The 17,360-nt window shown below is 69.5% G+C and carries 16 protein-coding genes; 13 read left to right on the top strand and 3 right to left on the bottom strand.

Features of this window, described 5'->3' with window-relative positions; translation table 11 throughout:
- Nucleotides 1-6: 6 nt before the first annotated feature.
- Both E2169_RS10540 and E2169_RS10535 read right to left on the bottom strand, forming a co-directional pair.
- Nucleotides 7-2,241 (bottom strand): DUF5916 domain-containing protein, encoded by a 2,235-nt coding sequence (locus E2169_RS10540; RefSeq protein ID WP_132986570.1) that lies wholly within the window; start codon nt 2,239-2,241, stop codon nt 7-9.
- 140 nt (nt 2,242-2,381) lie between these two features.
- A complete protein-coding gene (locus E2169_RS10535; protein WP_132986569.1) occupies nt 2,382-2,882 on the bottom strand; it encodes an SET domain-containing protein in 501 nt (166 codons plus the stop codon).
- A 175-nt stretch (nt 2,883-3,057) separates the two neighbouring features.
- Here E2169_RS10535 and E2169_RS10530 point away from each other — a divergent pair, with 175 nt between their 5' ends.
- The 13 genes from E2169_RS10530 (at nt 3,058) to E2169_RS10470 (ending at nt 16,612) form a co-directional block, all read left to right on the top strand.
- A complete protein-coding gene (locus E2169_RS10530; protein WP_132986568.1) occupies nt 3,058-3,525 on the top strand; it encodes an SUF system Fe-S cluster assembly regulator in 468 nt (155 codons plus the stop codon).
- A gap of 17 nt (nt 3,526-3,542) precedes the next feature.
- Nucleotides 3,543-5,012 (top strand): Fe-S cluster assembly protein SufB, encoded by a 1,470-nt coding sequence (sufB, locus tag E2169_RS10525; protein WP_132986567.1) that lies wholly within the window; start codon nt 3,543-3,545, stop codon nt 5,010-5,012.
- 79 nt (nt 5,013-5,091) lie between these two features.
- Nucleotides 5,092-5,859, top strand: coding sequence for a Fe-S cluster assembly ATPase SufC (sufC, locus tag E2169_RS10520; protein ID WP_132986566.1), 768 nt, complete (start codon nt 5,092-5,094; stop codon nt 5,857-5,859).
- A complete protein-coding gene (sufD, locus tag E2169_RS10515) occupies nt 5,859-7,130 on the top strand; it encodes a Fe-S cluster assembly protein SufD (RefSeq protein WP_132986565.1) in 1,272 nt (423 codons plus the stop codon). The genes sufC and sufD overlap by 1 nt, the downstream gene beginning before the upstream one ends.
- 92 nt (nt 7,131-7,222) lie before the next feature.
- Nucleotides 7,223-8,434: a cysteine desulfurase gene (locus tag E2169_RS10510; protein WP_370465124.1), complete on the top strand. Its 1,212-nt coding sequence runs from the start codon at nt 7,223-7,225 to the stop codon at nt 8,432-8,434.
- Nucleotides 8,435-8,462: 28 nt separating this feature from the next.
- On the top strand, nt 8,463-8,987 hold the full coding sequence (locus E2169_RS10505) for a GNAT family N-acetyltransferase (RefSeq protein ID WP_132986563.1): 525 nt from the start codon (nt 8,463-8,465) through the stop codon (nt 8,985-8,987).
- On the top strand, nt 8,984-9,316 hold the full coding sequence (locus tag E2169_RS10500; protein WP_132986562.1) for a non-heme iron oxygenase ferredoxin subunit: 333 nt from the start codon (nt 8,984-8,986) through the stop codon (nt 9,314-9,316). The genes E2169_RS10505 and E2169_RS10500 overlap by 4 nt, the downstream gene beginning before the upstream one ends.
- 187 nt (nt 9,317-9,503) lie before the next feature.
- Nucleotides 9,504-11,888 carry a TonB-dependent receptor domain-containing protein gene (locus E2169_RS10495; RefSeq protein WP_132986561.1) on the top strand — a complete coding sequence of 795 codons (2,385 nt, stop codon included), beginning with the start codon at nt 9,504-9,506 and terminating at the stop codon, nt 11,886-11,888.
- Entirely contained in the window at nt 11,875-12,501 is a 627-nt protein-coding gene (locus E2169_RS10490; protein WP_132986560.1) for a PepSY-associated TM helix domain-containing protein, read from the top strand. Before E2169_RS10495 ends, E2169_RS10490 begins: the two co-directional genes overlap by 14 nt.
- 25 nt (nt 12,502-12,526) lie before the next feature.
- Entirely contained in the window at nt 12,527-13,042 is a 516-nt protein-coding gene (locus E2169_RS10485) for a DUF2271 domain-containing protein (RefSeq protein ID WP_132986559.1), read from the top strand.
- Nucleotides 13,043-13,074: 32 nt separating this feature from the next.
- Nucleotides 13,075-13,881, top strand: a complete 807-nt coding sequence (locus E2169_RS10480) for a DUF4198 domain-containing protein (protein WP_132986558.1) — start codon at nt 13,075-13,077, stop codon at nt 13,879-13,881.
- Nucleotides 13,881-14,939: an FAD:protein FMN transferase gene (locus E2169_RS10475; RefSeq protein ID WP_132986557.1), complete on the top strand. Its 1,059-nt coding sequence runs from the start codon at nt 13,881-13,883 to the stop codon at nt 14,937-14,939. Before E2169_RS10480 ends, E2169_RS10475 begins: the two co-directional genes overlap by 1 nt.
- Nucleotides 14,936-16,612 carry a flavodoxin domain-containing protein gene (locus tag E2169_RS10470; RefSeq protein ID WP_132986556.1) on the top strand — a complete coding sequence of 559 codons (1,677 nt, stop codon included), beginning with the start codon at nt 14,936-14,938 and terminating at the stop codon, nt 16,610-16,612. The genes E2169_RS10475 and E2169_RS10470 overlap by 4 nt, the downstream gene beginning before the upstream one ends.
- Before the next feature lie 14 nt (nt 16,613-16,626).
- On the opposite strand, the gene E2169_RS10465 is transcribed toward E2169_RS10470, so the two are convergent.
- Nucleotides 16,627-17,247 (bottom strand): HutD/Ves family protein, encoded by a 621-nt coding sequence (locus E2169_RS10465; protein ID WP_132986555.1) that lies wholly within the window; start codon nt 17,245-17,247, stop codon nt 16,627-16,629.
- Between the last annotated feature and the right edge of the window lie 113 nt (nt 17,248-17,360).

Genomic DNA, 17,360 nt, shown 5'->3' with positions numbered 1-17,360 from the left:
GCCGGCCTACAGCTCGAAGCGATAGCTGAGCTTCACCAGCAGCTGCTCGTCGTCGCGCAGGCCGAAGGTGTCCTCCAGCCCATCGAACGGCCCGTCCACCAGCGTGTCCTCGCGGTAGCCGCCGCGCGCGTACACCACGTACAGGTAGCTCAGCGGCGCCAGCTCGTAGCGGTAGCGCACCTGGAAGCCCAGGGTGCGGACCGCGACGTCGTCCACCGGCTCGGCGCTGGCCACCGCGTTGCCGGCGCCGTCGATCCGCCAGGCCTGCCGCAGCCGCGCATCGACGGTGAGCGCCTGCAGCTTCACCCGCAGCTCCTGGCGCGGGTCGATGTGCCAGTCGGCGCCGGCCTCGAACGTGAGCTCGCGGCCGCGGAAGCTGCCGATCAGGTTCTCGCGCTGCCACAGCAGCCAGTCCGGCCGGGATTTGGCCGCGACGCCGGCGTACATGCTCAGCGCGTCGCTGAAGAAGTAGGTGGGTTGCAGCCAGACTGCGTAGCCGACCCTGTCGTTGCCGGCCAGGCCACCGCTGAACACCTCCGCCTCGGTGTCGAAGGCCCAGTCGCCCTTGCGCGGCACCGAGTACTCGAAGTACGCGTTGAAATTCGACGGCAGGCGCAGCACGCCGTTGCCGCGGGTCAGGCGATCATCCACGCCCGCGCTGTTGACGTTGATCTGCGCGTACTCGTGGGCGCCGTTGCGCAGCTGTGCGTCGCGGCTCATGCGGAACTGGTGGTTCAGCCGCTGGCCGTGGTCGTTGTACGTGGAGCTGGCGCGCCAGCGCCAGTCCTTGGACGCGTAACGCGAGCCGGCCGCCTGGTCGGGAAAGCGGCGCTGCAGCTGCCAGTGCAGGTAGTTGAGGTTGTTGCGCGCCAGGTAGCCCATGTCGTTGATCTCGAGCGCGTCGCCGAAATGCATGGCGATCCACTGCTGGCGCCAGCCGTGGTCCATCTCGTAGTCGGCCCACAGGGTGGCGCCGAGGTCGTCGCTGTCGTTCCCGGGCTGGGTGATGTGGCTGCCGAACAGCCGGCTGCGCAGGTTCCAGCGCGGCGTCGGCCGCCAGTTGTGGTCGATGCCGGCGACCAGCGCCTCGCGGTCGAGCCACGGCCGTTCGACGTGGGTGACCATCGCGCCGAGGTTCTGCTTCTCGAAATCGTGCACCAGCCGCAGCGCCGCGAACCGCCGGCCGTCCGCATCGGCCTCGTCGGCGGCGAACAGGCCGTACTGGGTGGCTCCCGTGCTGCCATTGAGCTTCAGCGCGGCGGTGATGTCGCCCGAGCCCTCGCCGTCATCGGCCGGCCCACCGATACGGCGCGTATACAGCAGCTGGCTGAAGTCGGACGGCGTGGTGTATTCGAACAGCCCCTGGTTCTCGGTGAAGAAGGGACGCTTGTCGCTGATGAAGGTCTCGGTGGCGCCGAAATTGACCACCAGGTCGTCGCTTTCGACCTGGCCGAAATCGGGGTTGAGGGTCGCGGTGAGCTGGAACTGGCCGCTGGGCTTCCAGAACACGTCGGCGCCGGCCTCGAATTCGCCGCCGCCGCCGACGTTGTCGTACAGGCCCGAAGCGTACGGCGTGACCGCCAGCAGCGACTGGCTGTAGTGCGGCACCTCCAGCGCTGCGAACTCGGACACGAAGCGCGAGCGCTCGTGGCTCGCCGCGGGCCAGGCCGCGCGCTCACCCGTGGATCCGACCACGCGGTCGAGGTAGACCTTGAGCGTGCGCCGACCGTCGCTGCCGCTGCGCATCGGTGCGATATACCAGGGCACCAGGATCTCGACCGTCCAGGCCTCGTCATCCTCGGCCACCGCGCTGCGCCAGTGGCCGTCCCAGTCGTCGTTGAACTGGTTCTGGTTGCTGATCACCGCGTCGGCGACGCCGCCGGTGGACGCCACCACGAAGTTGTAGGCGGTGCGGCCGCCGCCGTCGAAATCGACCATCAGGTTGACGCGGTCGACCTGCTCGCTGAAGTCGCGCTGCACGCGCTGGCGGGTGCGCGGCACCGAGGCCGGCTGGACGTTGCGGAAGGCGACCGCGAGGCCATCGGGCGTGGCCATGATCCAGGCCTCGGTGGGGAGCGTCGCCGGCTCGCCGGACATCGGCTGCACCTTGCGGAAGTCGGTGACGCGTTGCGCGCCCGCCCATTCAGCGGGGTCGATCACACCGTCGACTTCGATCGCCGCCGCCGGCAGGGACAGCGTTGCAAGCAGGGCAAGGGCGAGGCAGGGGCGCGGTGAGCGCATCGTCGGATCCATCCGCGGCGTCGGGCCGCGTGCGGCGCAACCTTACCTGCGGCAGGCGCGGCTACCGCATGGCACAAGTCATGTAAACCCTTTGCGCGGCAGCCGCATCGCGACCGCCTCGGAGACCCACAGCCAGGACCTCAGCGCTTGGGCTGGAGCATGGTCCCGGTGCAGTTGGACGCGCCGCAGCGGCAGCCCCAGAGCTTCTTCAGCCTGGGCGTGTGGCGCTCGTCCAGCACGATGCCGTAGTTGTAGGTCAACTCCTCGCCCGGCTCGATGCTGCGCATCGCCTCGATGAACACCTTGTCCTTGTGCGGACGGCCCTTGTCGTCCTCTTCCACCACGGCTTCACAGTTGGGGTCGCAGCTGTGGTTGATCCAGCGCGCGACGCTGCCCTTGATGTTGGCGTCGATGACGTAGTCGTCGTTGAGCGTGAACAGGAAGGTATGCCCGTTCTCGTCGACGTCGCCATAATCTTCGTCCACCTGGTCGTGCGTGCGCAGCGCACCCTTGTAGCGGATGATCCGCTCGCCCTTCCCGATGGCGGCGATGGCGAACACGCCGTTGCCGTGGATCTCCGACTGGCGGGCCTCGACCTTCCTGCTCTTCTTTTCGGGCTTGTCCTTGCTGCTCTTGGCCATCGGCTTTGCATCGTCTCGCGGGAAAGGGGAGCATTGTGGTGCAAGCGCCCACGATCTTCCATCGCAGCGCTGCATCCGCGGAACACTGTTTCCACGCCCGTGCATGAACGGCCCCCTTGGACGGGCCGGATGCAAAAGCGTACAATTTCGGTCCTGATTGAAGGACCGCCGCCCCATGCTCCGCGTCACCCGCCTCACCGACTACGCCACCGTGGTGCTCACCGTGCTTGCCGCCGAGCCCGAACGCGTGCTGAGTGCGGTGGAGCTGGCCGAGCGCGCCGGCCTGGAGCCGCCCACGGTCAGCAAGGTGTTGCGGCCCCTGGCCCAGGCGGGCCTGCTCGAAGCGTTCCGCGGTGCGCACGGCGGCTACCGCCTGTCGCGCCCGCCGGAAGAGGTCAGCCTGATCGCCATCGTCGAGGCCATGGAAGGTCCGTTGGCGATGACCGAGTGCAGCCTCGACGACACCAGCTGCGGCATCGCCAGCCAGTGCGGCGCGCGCGCCAACTGGCGGCGCATCAACGACATCGTCGCCGATGCCCTGCGCAATGTGACCCTCGCGCAGATGCTCGAGGCGCCACCTCCCGATCCCGGGGCCGGCCCGGTTGCGCCCAGACGCATCCCCGCCCGCCTCGCCACCGTTTGAATACCAGGCAGCCCCCCATGGCCACCCAGATCGAAACACCCGTCGAACCCATCGCCAATCGCGAGATCCACGAGCAGCTCGGCCGTCGCTACGACGCCGGCTTCATCACCGACATCGAGTCGGACTCGCTTCCGCCCGGCCTGGACGAAGACACCGTCCGCGCCCTGTCCGCGATCAAGGAAGAGCCCGAGTGGATGACCGAGTGGCGCCTGGCGGCCTACCGCCACTGGCTGACCATGCCGGTGCCGCACTGGGCCAAGCTTTCGATCGCACCGATCGACTTCCAGGCGATCAGCTACTACTCCGCGCCCAAGGGGCCGAAGTACCAGTCGCTCGACGAAGTCCCGCAGGAACTGCTCGACACCTACGACAAGCTCGGCGTGCCGCTGCACGAGCGTGCCCGGCTCGCGGGCGTGGCCGTGGATGCGGTGTTCGACTCGGTGTCGGTCGGCACCACCTTCCGCAAGGAACTGGCCGAGAAGGGCGTGATCTTCTGTTCCATGTCCGAGGCGATCAAGGAACACCCTGAGCTGGTGCGCAAGTACCTCGGCACCGTGGTGCCGACGGGCGACAACTACTTCGCGGCGCTGAACTCGGCGGTGTTCTCGGACGGGTCGTTCGTCTTCATCCCCAAGGGCGTGCGCTGCCCGATGGAGCTCAGCACCTACTTCCGCATCAACGCCGGCCACACCGGCCAGTTCGAGCGCACCCTGATCATCGCCGAGGAGGGCTCGCACGTGTCCTACCTCGAGGGCTGCACCGCGCCGATGCGCGACGAGAACCAGCTGCACGCGGCGGTGGTGGAACTGGTCACGCTCGATGACGCCGAGATCAAGTATTCGACGGTGCAGAACTGGTATCCCGGCGACGAAAACGGCGTCGGCGGCATCTACAACTTCGTCACCAAGCGCGCCGAATGCCGCGGCGCGCGCAGCAAGGTGATCTGGACCCAGGTCGAGACCGGTTCCGCGATCACCTGGAAGTATCCGAGCTGCGTGCTGCTCGGCGACGACTCCTCGGGCGAGTTCCATTCCGTTGCGCTGACCCATCACCGCCAGCAGGCCGATACCGGCACCAAGATGATCCACCTCGGCAAGCGCACCAAGTCGAAGATCATCAGCAAGGGCATCAGCGCCGGCCATGGCCAGAACACCTACCGCGGGCTGGTGAAGGTCGGTTCCGGCGCCGAGGGCGCGCGCAACTACACCCAGTGCGACAGCCTGCTGATCGGCAAGCAGTGCGGGGCGCACACCTTCCCCTACATCGAGGTGAAGAACCCGAGCGCCACCGTCGAGCACGAAGCCACGACCTCGAAGATCAGCGACGACCAGATGTTCTATTGCCGCAGCCGCGGGCTGGGCGAAGAGGACGCGGTCAGCCTGATCGTCGACGGCTTCTGCAAGCAGGTCTTCCGCGAGCTTCCGATGGAGTTCGCGGTGGAGGCGAAGAAGCTGCTGGAAGTGAGCCTCGAAGGCTCCGTCGGCTGATTTTCCGACTTACTGCAGGGTTGCCCGATCCGCCCCTGTCCGGGGCAACCCCGCGACCATCTCTTACCGGACCACACACATGCTCAAGATCACCAACCTCCACGCCACCGTCGGCGACGGCCGCGAAATCCTCAAGGGCCTCGACCTCGAGGTGAAGCCCGGCGAAATCCACGCCCTCATGGGTCCCAACGGCGCCGGAAAGTCGACGCTGGGCAACATCATCGCCGGCCGTGACGGCTACGAGGTCACCGCCGGGGGCGTCGAGTTCGAGGGCATCGACCTGCTGGCGCTGGATCCCGAGGAGCGCGCCGCGGCCGGCGTCTTCCTGGCCTTCCAGTACCCGGTCGAGATCCCCGGCGTGAACAACACCTACTTCCTGCGCAGCGCGCTCAACGCGCAGCGCAAGGCGCGCGGCGAAGAGGAACTCGACTCGATGCAGTTCCTGAAGGTGGTGCGCGAGAAGCTCGGCATCCTGCACCTCGACGACAAGCTGCTGCACCGCGGCGTCAACGAAGGCTTCAGCGGCGGCGAGAAGAAGCGCAACGAGATCTTCCAGATGGCGGTGCTGCAGCCCAGGCTGGCGATCCTCGACGAGACCGACTCCGGCCTCGATATCGATGCCCTGCGCCAGGTCGCCGACGGCGTCAACGCGCTGCGTTCGCCCGACCGCGCCTTCCTGGTGATCACCCACTACCAGCGCCTGCTCGACTACATCAAGCCCGACGCCGTGCACGTGCTGGCCGACGGCCGCATCGTCGAGTCCGGCGGCCCGGAGCTTGCCCTGCAGCTCGAGGCCCAGGGCTACGAGTGGCTGCGCGAGCGCAAGGTGCCGGAGGCGGTGGCGTAATGGCCGCACTGCTCGACTCCCTCTCCACCGGCTTCAGCGGCGATGGCGCACGCCGCGCCGCGCTCGACGCCGCGCTGCGCGACGGCCTGCCGCACGCGCGCAGCGAAGCCTGGAAGTACACCTCGCTGCGCACGCTGGAGCGCCGCGGCTTCTCGCCCGCGGCGCTGCCGCACGCGCCGGTCGATCCCGCGCTTGTCGCCGGCATCCCGGCGCCGCGCCTGGTGTTCACCAATGGACGTTACGACGCCGCGCTTTCCGACCGGTCCGGGCTTCCCGACGGCGCACGCCTGCTGACCATGGCCGAAGCACTGGCGGATCCGGACCCGCGCGAAAGCAACGTGCTCGCCCGCAGCTACGAGCGCGCCGACGAAGTCTTCGCACGCCTCAATGCCGCGCTTGCCGACGACGGCGCCGTGCTGCGCGTCGCCGAAGACGTGACGGTGGACGCGCCGGTGCACCTGGTGTTCATCGGCCTGCCCGTCGAGGGCGACCTTGCCTGGCATTCGCGCCATCTGCTCGAGCTGCGCCGCAACGCCTCGGCCACGGTGGTCGAGCACCACATCGCCGGCGGCGAGCACGCCCACCTCGGCAACGCCATCGCCCATGTCCACCTCGCCGCCGGCGCCACGCTGCGCCACGCGCGCGTGCAGGAAGAATCGGCGCGCGCGAGCCTGTTCACCCGCACCGACGCCGTGCTTGCGCGCGAGTCCAGCTATCGCCGGCTCGACCTCGAACTGGGCGCTGCGCTCTCGCGCCACGAGCTCAACGTACGCCTCGAAGGCGACAGGGCGGAGCTCGTCGCCAACGGCGTGCTGCTGGCGTCGGGCCGCCGCCACCTCGACACCCGCCTGGGCATCGAACACATCGCCCGCGACACCCGCTGCGAGCTGGGCTGGCGCGGCATGGCCGCGGGCCGCGGCCGCGCCGTGTTCCACGGCGGCATCGAAATCCGCGAAGGCGCCGACGGCACCGATGCGCGGCTGTCGAACAAGAACCTGCTGCTGTCCGACACCGCGGAGATCGACACCCAGCCCGTGCTGGTGATCCACGCCGACGAGGTGACCGCGGCGCACGGTGCGACCGTGGGCGAGCTGGATGCGGACGCGATGTTCTACCTGCGCACGCGCGGGCTGCCGGAACCGGAGGCGCGAGCGCTGCTGACCGCGGCCTTCGTGCGCGAGCCGCTGCTGTCGGTGGTGGAAACGCCGGCGATGCGCGAGATGCTGGAAGCGCGGCTGGATCGGGCGATCTCGGGGCAGGCCCTGGTATGAGCGAGTCCCGCGAGCTTCGCCCCCATCCGCCCTTCGGACACCTTCCGGCAGAAGGGGGTGCGGCCTTGGAGGAAGGCGGGGCGGCTGCGGAGGTGGATTGGAGCCGGATCCGCGGGGACTTCCCGCTGCTGGCGCGGGAGGTGCACGGCAAGCCGCTGGTGTACTTCGACTCGGCCAATACCGGGCAGAAGCCGGCGGCGGTGATCGCGGCGGTCGACGACTTCTACCGCAGGCACAACGCCAACGTCAGCCGCGCCGTGCACCAGCTCGGCAGCGAGGCGACCGAAGCTTATGAAGGCTCGCGGGCGAAGCTGGCGCGCTTCATCAATGTCCGCGTCGACGACCTGGTGCTCACCTCCGGCACCACCTTCGCGATCAACCTGGTCGCGTATTCGTGGGCGCTGCCGCGACTCAAGGCCGGCGACGCGATCCTGATCACGCGCATGGAGCACCACGCCAACATCGTGCCCTGGCAGCTGGTGGCACAGCGCACCGGCGCGCGGATCGAGGTGGTGGAGCTGCTGCCCGACGGCAGCCTCGACCTCGACATGCTGCGCGCGAAGATGACCGGCGACGTGAAGCTGCTTGCCCTCGCCCACGTCAGCAACGTGCTTGGCACCGTCAACCCCGTGGCCGACATCTGTCGGGAAGCGCGCAGGCGCGGCATCGTCACCGTGGTCGACGGCTCGCAGGCGCTGCCGCACCGCCCGGTCGATATCGCCGCCATCGGCTGCGACTTCTACGCGCTCACCGGCCACAAGATGTGCGCGCCCACCGGCACCGGCGCGCTGTGGGCGCGCCGCGAACACCTCGAGGCGATGCCGCCCTTCATCGGCGGCGGCGAGATGATCAAGGAAGTGCGCCTGGACGGCACCGTGTTCAACGACCCGCCGCGGAAGTTCGAGGCCGGCACGCCGAACATCTCCGGTTTCGTCGGACTCGGTGCAGCGGTCGACTACCTCTCGGCCCTGGGCATGGCGCGGATCGAAGCGCGCGAGCAGGCACTGCTGGCGCACCTCGATGAGGAGTTCGCCAAGGTCGACGGCCTGCGCGTCTTCGGCCACGCGCCGGGCAAGGCCGCGGTGGTCTCCTTCGCCATCGACGGCGTGCACTCGCACGACCTCGCCACCCTGCTTGATCTCGAAGGCATGGCCGTGCGTTCCGGCCAGCACTGCGCCCACCCGCTGCTGGAATGGCTGGGCGTGTCCGCCACCTGCCGCGCCTCGCTGGCCTTCTACAACACCCACGGGGAAATCGAGGCCTTCATGGCCGCGCTCCACAAGGTACGCAAGCTGCTGGCGTGATGCAGCCGGGGGACGGCAGAATCACGCCATGACACCACTCGGGTTCCGCCCGGCCAACGAGGCCGACATCGACGCCATCGTCGCCCTGGTCACGCGCGCCTACCGCGGCGACGCCAGCCGCCAGGGCTGGACCACCGAGGCTGAACTCCTCGACGGCCAGCGCATCGATCCCGCGCTGCTGCGCATCGACATCACCCGCCCGCGCAACCGCGTGCTGCTGGCCTTCCGGGGCGACGCGCTCGTCGCCTGCGCGCACGTGGCCGATGCCGGCGGTGAAGGCTATTTCGGCATGTTCGCGGTCGAGCCGACGCTGCAGGGTGCCGGCATCGGCCGCGCCGTGGTCGCCGAATGCGAGCGCATCGCCTGCGATGACTGGCAGTTGCCGCTGATGCGCATGACCGTGATCGACCTGCGCGAGGAGCTGATCAGCTGGTACGAACGCCTCGGCTACCGGCGCACCGGCGAGTACAGACCCTTCCCCTACGGCGACGCCCGCTTCGGCGCGCCCAGGCGCGACGACCTCCGCTTCGAGGTCCTGGAGAAAGCCCTGTGAGCGAGACCTGGACCTTCGTCTGCGCCAGCCCCGAGCTGCTGCCCGGAGAAATGCGCACTGCGTTCGACGAAGTGACCGGCGCGCCGATCCTGGTACTCAACCTCGACGGCGAGCTGTACGCGCTCGAGGACATCTGCAGCCACGAGGATTTCGAGCTCTCCGCCGGCACCCTCGATCCCGACGCAGGCACGATCGAATGCGTGCTGCACGGGGCGAAGTTCGACGTCCGCGACGGCCGCGCGCTCTGCGCCCCGGCCTACGAACCGGTGGCCAAGTTCCCGGTCAAGCGCGAACACGACGGCGTCTGGACCCGCGACGACCGGGACTGAAACCCGGCGCTTTCCGGAAAGCGTATTGATTTTCTGTTGCGCCTGTTAATGGTTCTCATTAACATGACGGCCATACGAACGGCTGACCGCGGATTCCAGGGATCCCGACAGCCGTTCGACCCGTCCAGCAGCCGCCAGAGACGTGGGCACCCTTCATTGCTGCAAACGACTCCGGAGCTTTCTTTCCATGTCCACCACTGCTGCCCGCTTCTCTGGGCGACACGTCCCCGCGCGCACTCTTCTCTTCGCCACCATCGCGGCGTTGCTGCCCCTGTCCCAGGCCACGGCCCAGGTGGCGCAGCCCGACGGCAGCGGTGATCCGACGGACTTCGACACCATCGTCGTCACCGCCGCCGGCTTCGAACAGAAGATCACCGACGCACCGGCCAGCATCAGCGTGATCACCCGCGAAGAATTGACCAAGCGTCCGTACATGACGCTGATCGACGCCGTGCGCGACCTCGAGGGCGTGGACGTCGGCGAGACCTCCGACAAGACCGGCCAGAAGACCATCAGCATGCGCGGCATGGGCCCGGACTACACGCTGATCCTGATCGACGGAAGGCGCCAGAACAACCACGGCGACATCTACCCGAACAACTTCGGCGGCAACCAGTTCAACCACATCCCGCCGCTGGACATGATCGAGCGCATCGAGGTGATCCGCGGCCCGGCCTCCACCCTGTACGGCGCCGACGCGCTGGGCGGCGTGATCAACATCATCACCCGCAAGGTCGGCGAGCGCTGGTACGGCTCTGCGACCGTCTCGCACAATTACCAGGAAAACGACGACTTCGGCAGCGACAGCACCTTCGACTTCGCCCTCAGCGGTCCGCTGGTGAAGGACAGGCTCGGCCTGGGCGTGCGCGGCTCGTGGTACGACCGCGACGCCTCGACGCCGGAGTACGAGGTCATCACCGCGCCCGACGGCACCGGGTTCGAGCGCTCGCTGGGCTTCGGCGGCGGTGGCAAGACGGTGAACAACACCAACAAGACTGCCGGCGTGACCCTGAGCTGGACGCCGAGCGAATACCAGAGCGTGGTGTTCGACTACGACACCTCCGAGCAGAAGTACGACAACACGCCCTGGATCAACAACCTCGGCACCGAAACCTATCCGCTGGGCACCGTCGACGGGATCGAGGGCCTCTGGCGCGCGGCGCCGCGCGTCGGCTACGCCGCCGACCAGGAGTTCACCCGCGACCAGTGGTCGATCACGTACCAGGGCCAGTGGGGCTGGGGCAACAGCTTCGTTTCGCTGGCGCACATCGACACCGCCAACCACGGCCGCACCCTGCCCTTCACCGTGGCCGAGCGCCTGCTCCACGAGGACATGTACTGCGACGACGCGGCCACCTGCGCCACCGGTCCCTACGCGGGGCTGGGCCGCGACGAACGCCGGCAGCTGCTTGCCGACACCTTCCTGCCCCGCCCCAAGCGCGCCATGGAAAGCAGCCAGTACACGCTGGACGCCAAGCTCGACTTCGCCGTGGGCGAGCGGCACCACGTCATCGTCGGCGGCCAGGTCACCGACGGTGAGCTCGAAGATGGCGTGTTCGGCATGGAGGCCGGCGGCGACGGCAACGGCACCGTGCAGGAGCACAAGATGTGGTCGCTGTTCGCCGAGGACAACTGGAACCCGATCGAGGCGCTGACCATCACCCTGGGCCTGCGCCACGACGACCACAACGTGTTCGGCGGCCAGCTCAGCCCGCGCGCCTACGCGGTCTGGGACATCGCCCCGGCCTGGACGCTGAAGGGCGGCGTCAGCACCGGCTACAAGACGCCCAAGACCACCGACCTGTACGACGGCATCACCGGCTTCGGCGCCCAGGGCACCCTGCCCTTCGTCGGCAACCCGGACCTCCAGCCCGAGACCAGCGTCAACAGCGAGGTCGCGCTGTACTGGACCTCGCCCGACAGCCGGCACAACTTCAACGTCACCGTGTTCCGCAACGACTTCGACGACAAGATCACCCGTGGCGAGGCCAACCAGAGCTGCGAGCAGACCGGCGGCGTGCGTCCCTGCGCGAACCTGGGCGACTTTGCACTGCTGGGCTACACGACCTACGCACAGAACATCAACATCGACGAGGTCCGCATCCAGGGCGCCGAGCTGGCCGGGCGCTGGGGCATCAGCGAGACCCTGTCGCTGCGCGCGAACTACACCTTCACCGACAGCGAGCAGCTCAGCGGCGCAGACAAGGGCCTGCCGCTGACCGACACCGCCAAGCACATGGCCAACGCCACGCTGGGCTGGCAGGCGACCGACAGGTTCAGCATGCAGCTGGTTTCGGAGACCCGCTCCAAGCGCTACCGCGATGCGGTCGACGGCGTCCGTCGCGACTACGAGGACTACACCGCGTTCCACCTCGGCGCGCAGTACCGGTTCAACGACAGCATCAGCATCAACGCGCGGATCAACAACCTGCTCGACGAGGACTTCACCTCGTTCCAGACGATCTGGACGCAGGACGCGAACACCGGGGCCTGGGCACCGACGTACCTTGACGACTACAACAACAAGGACAAGTCGCGGAATCTCTGGGTGGGGTTGAATGTGCAGTTTTGAGGCAGCCCGGCAGCGGCGCGGCTTCTGGCTGCGCACGCTGCACCAGTGGCATTGGATCAGCTCGGCGGTCTGCCTGGTCGGCATGCTGCTGTTCGCGGTCACCGGGATCACGCTCAACCACGCGGCCAAGATCGAGGGCAGCCCCTCGGTCGAGAACCGGCAGGTCGAACTGCCCGCGGCCCTGCTCCCGCAGCTCGACGCACACTCCGAAGGCGATGCGCCGCTGCCGCAGCCGCTGGCACGCTGGCTGCGCGACGAACTCGATGCGCCGGTCGGCGGCCGTGATGCGGAGTGGTCGGAAGACGAGGTCTACCTGTCGATGCCGGGCCCGGGCCGCGACGCCTGGCTGGCGATCGACAAGGCCGCGGGCGCCGTCGAGTACGAACGCACCGACCGCGGCTGGATCTCCTACCTCAACGACCTGCACAAGGGTCGCAACTCCGGTCCCGCCTGGGGCTGGTTCATCGACGTCTTCGCCATCGCCTGCATCGTGTTCACGCTGACCGGGCTGTTCCTGCTGCAGATGCACGCGCGCCAGCGCCCCACCACCTGGCCCTGGGTGGGCCTGGGGCTGGTGGTGCCGGTGCTGCTCGCGCTGCTGTTCATCCACTGACCACACGACCACCAGGAAACCGCATATGCGCATTCCCCTGACCATCGTCCTTGGCGGCCTGCTGGCCGCGCCGGTATACGCCGTGGAGCTGACCGTCGAGGTCGAGATCCCCACGATGACCGTGGCCGAGTACCACCGCCCCTACGTCGCGGTCTACGTCGAAGGCGCCGAGGGCAAGGCCGCCGCCGACCTCACGGTCTGGTACATGCTGAAGGACACCGCCGAAGGCCACGGCACCAAGTGGTTGCCCGACCTGCGCCAGTGGTGGCGCAAGTCCGGGCGCACGCAGCAGATGCCGGTGGACGGCGTCACCGGGCCGACCCGCCCGGCCGGCCGCCATGCGGTCAAGTTCGATGCGCGCGACCCGCGCCTGTCCGGCCTCGCCGCCGGCCGCTACAACCTCGTGGTCGAAGCCGTGCGCGAAGTCGGCGGCCGCGAACTGCTGAAGATCCCCTTCGACTGGCCCGCGACCGCCGCCCAGTCCGGCAAGGCGCAGGGCAAGACCGAACTCGGCGCCATCGCCCTCGCCATCAAGCCCTGAACCACGACCAGCACACGAACCGGAGATCCACGATGAAGAAGACCCTCGCGCTTGCGATCGCGCTGGCCGCCACGCTGCCCATGACCGCCGCCGCCCACAAGGCCTGGCTGCAGCCCTCGCAGACGGTGATCGCGGGCAACAACCCGTGGATCACGGTCGACGCCGCGGTGTCCAACGACCTGTTCTATTTCAACCACGTGCCGCTGCGCACCCGGAACCTGGTGATCACCGCGCCCGACGGGACCGCGGTCGAAGCGCAGAATCCCGCCACCGGCAAGTACCGCAGCGTGTTCGACGTCGAGCTGCTGCAGCAGGGCACGTACCGCATCGCGGTGGTCAACACCGGGCTCAACGCGAGCTGGCAGGAAGACGGCAAGCCCAAGCGCTGGCGCGGTACCGCCGAGACCTTCGCCACCGAGGTGCCGAAGGACGCGCCGGAGCTCACGGTCACGCAGAGCGTGAGCCGCATCGAAACCTTCGTCACCAACGGCTCGCCGACCACGGAAAACCTGCAGCCGTCCAACGAAGGCCTGGAGCTGGTGCCGGTGACCCACCCCAACGACCTGTTCGCCGGCGAGGAAGCGCGCTTTCGCATGCTGGCCGACGGCGCGCCCGCGGCCGGCGTCGAGTTCGAGATCACCCGCGGCGGTACCCGCTACCGCAACGCCCAGGAAGAAATCATGGTCACCACCGACGCCAAGGGCGAGTTCACGGTGACCTGGCCCGAGGCCGGCATGTACTGGCTGGAAGCCAACCTGCGCGACGACAAGGCAACCCTGCCGCAGGCCGACGCCCGCCGCCTGGGCTACGTGGCCACGATGGAAGTGCTGCCGCAGTAATGACCCGGGAAGGCGCCGTCGACGCGCGCCGCGCCCACGCGGTGCACGCGCTGGGCGGCGCCACCATGGGCACGCTCTGGCACGCTTCGGTGTCGGCACCGCCCGACGCCGACCTGTACGCGCTGCATGTCGGCATCCAGGCCTGCCTGGACGAGGTGGTCGCGCAGATGAGCACCTGGGAGCACGACTCCGACATCTGTCGCTACAACCGCGCACCCGCCGGCAGCTGGCAGGCGCTGCCGCAGCCGTTCTTCGACGTGCTGCGCGACGCGCTGGCGATCGCCGCCGACAGCGGCGGTGCCTGCGATCCGACCGTCGGCCCCCTGGTCGCGGCCTGGGGTTTCGGTCCGGGCGGACACGGCGGCGCGGTGCCCGATGCCGCGACGCTTGCCGCCGCACGCGCACGGGTCGGCTGGCAGCGCGTCGAACTCGACGCGCCGGGCCGGCGCGCATGCCAGCCCGGCGGCGTCGGCCTGGACCTCTCCGGCATCGCCAAGGGCCACGGCGTGGATGCCGCCGTCGCCTGGCTGCGCGCGCAGGGGGTGCCGGCCGCGCTGGTCGAAGTCGGCGGCGAACTGCGTGGCTACGGGCGCAAGCCCGACGGCAAGGCCTGGCAGGTGCTGGCCGAGGCCTGGCCGGATGAGGACAGCGACAACGGTATCGGCACTGGCGACGTTGGCGGCGCCATCAGCGTCGACGGCAATGCCGGCGACGGCGACAAACACACGCTGCCGCCCTGCGTGCTTGTCCTGGAAGACGCCGCCGTGGCCACCTCCGGCGACCACTGGCACCGCTTCGACCACGACGGCCGCCTGTATTCGCACACCGTCGACCCGCGCACCGGCGCACCGGTGGACCACGCCCCCGCCGCGGTCACCGTGGTTGCAAGCACCGCCCTGGCCGCCGACGCCTGGGCGACCGCGCTCACGGTGCTGGGCTCAGACGATGGCCATCGACTGGCGCAGGCGCGCGGCATCGCCGCACGCTTCGTGCTGCGCGACGCCGAAGGCCTGCACGAACGCAGCACCGACGCCTTCCGCCGGCACCTCGCGCCGTGAGCACCGCACGCGTGCTGCAGGCCGGGATCCTGTTCGCCTTGTGTCTGGCAGCGCTGGCCTTCATCCCGCTGCACGACGAGTCCTGGTGGCCCGGACCGCCTTCCGCCCGGCAGGGATGGCTGGCCGCCCTGCTCCTGGCCGCATACGTCGGCGCCAGCGTCGCCAGGCTGTGGCGCACCCGCCGCGGTGAGCGCGCGCAAGCCGCGTCCGACGCCACGGACGCCCGCGCACCCGAAGCCGACGAGTGGCTGGTGATCCATGCAAGCCAGACCGGCCAGGCGTTCGAACTCGCCCAACGCACGGCCGAGTCCCTGCGCGCCGCCGGCCTGCGCGCGCGCCTGCGCGATATCGCCAGGCTCGACGCGGCGACGCTCACCGCGGCGCGGCAGGCGCTGTTCGTCGCCAGCACCACCGGCGAAGGCGACCCGCCCGACCCCGCCGCGGCCTTCATCCGCGCCGCGATGCGCCCCGACCTCGCCCTGCCCGGCCTGCGCTATGCCGTGCTGGCGCTGGGCGATCGCAGCTATCAGAACTACTGCGCCTTCGGCCACGCCCTGGACCAGTGGCTGCGCGGCGCGGGCGCCAGTCCGCTGTTCGACCTTGTCGAAGTCGACAACGGCGATCCCGCCGCGCTGCGCCACTGGCAGCACCACCTCGGCGTCGCCGCCGGGGCGCCGGAGCTGCCCGACTGGTCGCCGGCAAGCTACGCGCCCTGGACGCTGGCCGCGCGGCGCGAGCTCAACCCCGGCAGCGTCGGCGGCGCGGTGCATGAGGTCCGCCTGTCGCCGCCGGCCGGCAGCCACCCGCAGTGGCGCGCCGGGGACATCGCCGAGATCGGGCCGCGGCAGGCGCCGTCGGCCGTCGCCGCGCTGCTCGTTGCGACCGGCCTCGATCCCGCGACCCAGGTCCGCGTCGGCGACGCCCGGGCCTCGCTGCGCGACCTGCTTTCGCGCTCACACCTGCCCGCTGCTGAAGATGTCCAGGGACTCGATGCGCAGGCCCTTGCCGCCCGCCTGCAGCCGCTGCCGCATCGCGAGTACTCGATCGCTTCAGTGCCGGGCGAAGGCGCGCTGCGCCTGCTGCTGCGGCGCATGCTGCGCCCGGACGGCAGCCCCGGCGTCGGCAGCGGCTGGCTCTGCGACCACGCGCCGGCGGGCGGCATGATCGACCTGCGCACCCGTGCCAACCCGGGCTTCCGCGGCCCTGCAACGGATGTCCCGCTGGTGCTGGTCGGCAACGGCACCGGCATTGCCGGACTGCGCGCGCACCTCGCCGAGCGCGTCGCCGCCGGTGGCCACCGCAGCTGGCTGCTATTCGGCGAGCGCCACGCCGACCGCGACTTCCACCTGCGCGAGGACATCCTGCAGTGGCTGGACGACGGCGCCCTGGCGCGGCTCGACCTCGCCTTCTCCCGCGACGGGGACGGCGCGGGCCTTCCAGCCTCCGCCGCGACCGGCGACAACGCGGCCATGCACCGCGGCTACGTGCAGGACGCGCTGCGCACCGAAGCCGCCCGCCTGCGCCAATGGGTCGACGACGGCGCCACGATCCTGGTCTGCGGCAGCCTCAAGGGCATGGCGCCGGGCGTGGATGCCGTGCTGCGGGAGGTCCTGGGCAAGGAGCGCGTCGAGGAGCTGCTCGTCGCCGGCCGCTACCGCCGCGACGTGTACTGAGCGACCACCACGCGCTAAGGCCGAAGTGTCTGCAGAGCCTTCGGCTCGACGCGCACCAGCAGGAGTTCGCCCGCGCCCTCGATCACGTACCGAAGGCGCGCATCACCGGCGGCCAGCAGCGCGCTGTCCCCCATCTCCAGCAGCGGCATCGCGTGATCGCCGCCAACCGTGGCCTGTCCGGCCATCACGTGCACGGCCCAACTGCTCCCGGGGTCGACGAACAGCAGCATCGAGTCCACCAGCGGCCGATGCCACAGCCGCGGCGCAACCCGCCCAGGCTGCCACATGAGGTTGAACACCTCGACCCGGCCCGCCGGCAGCCGCGCCTGCACGGCCGCGTCGCCGCCGAAGCGCTGCCGTCCGTGCGGCGGTGCAAGCATCCGTTCGTGGCCGTCGCCGAAATCCAGCGCAAGGCCCTCGCCCGACAGCAGCACTTGCTCGCGCTCCACGCCCGGGAACGCGGAGTACGGACCATCGGCCTCGATCTCCGCAATCGACAGCCGCCAGTCCCAGCCATCACCCCCGGCCAGCGACGCCGCGTGGATCTCGCGCGTCCAGCCCAGGCCGTTGCGCCAGCGCAGGCGCCGGTATTCGTTCGCCGGAAGATGTCGCGCGAAGGCTGCGGCGCTGTACATGGCGCGAGTGTAGCGCTGCCAAAGCGCTCACCAGTGTCCGAGCGGGAGTCCCGCGCGGATGTGCCGGCACGGGCATCCCGCTCGGGCGTCCACGCGAAGGCGCCCGGGACGCG

The organism is Luteimonas terricola (assembly GCF_004352845.1).
Classification (GTDB): domain Bacteria; phylum Pseudomonadota; class Gammaproteobacteria; order Xanthomonadales; family Xanthomonadaceae; genus Luteimonas; species Luteimonas terricola.
This window is presented reverse-complemented; position numbering and strand designations above follow the sequence as displayed.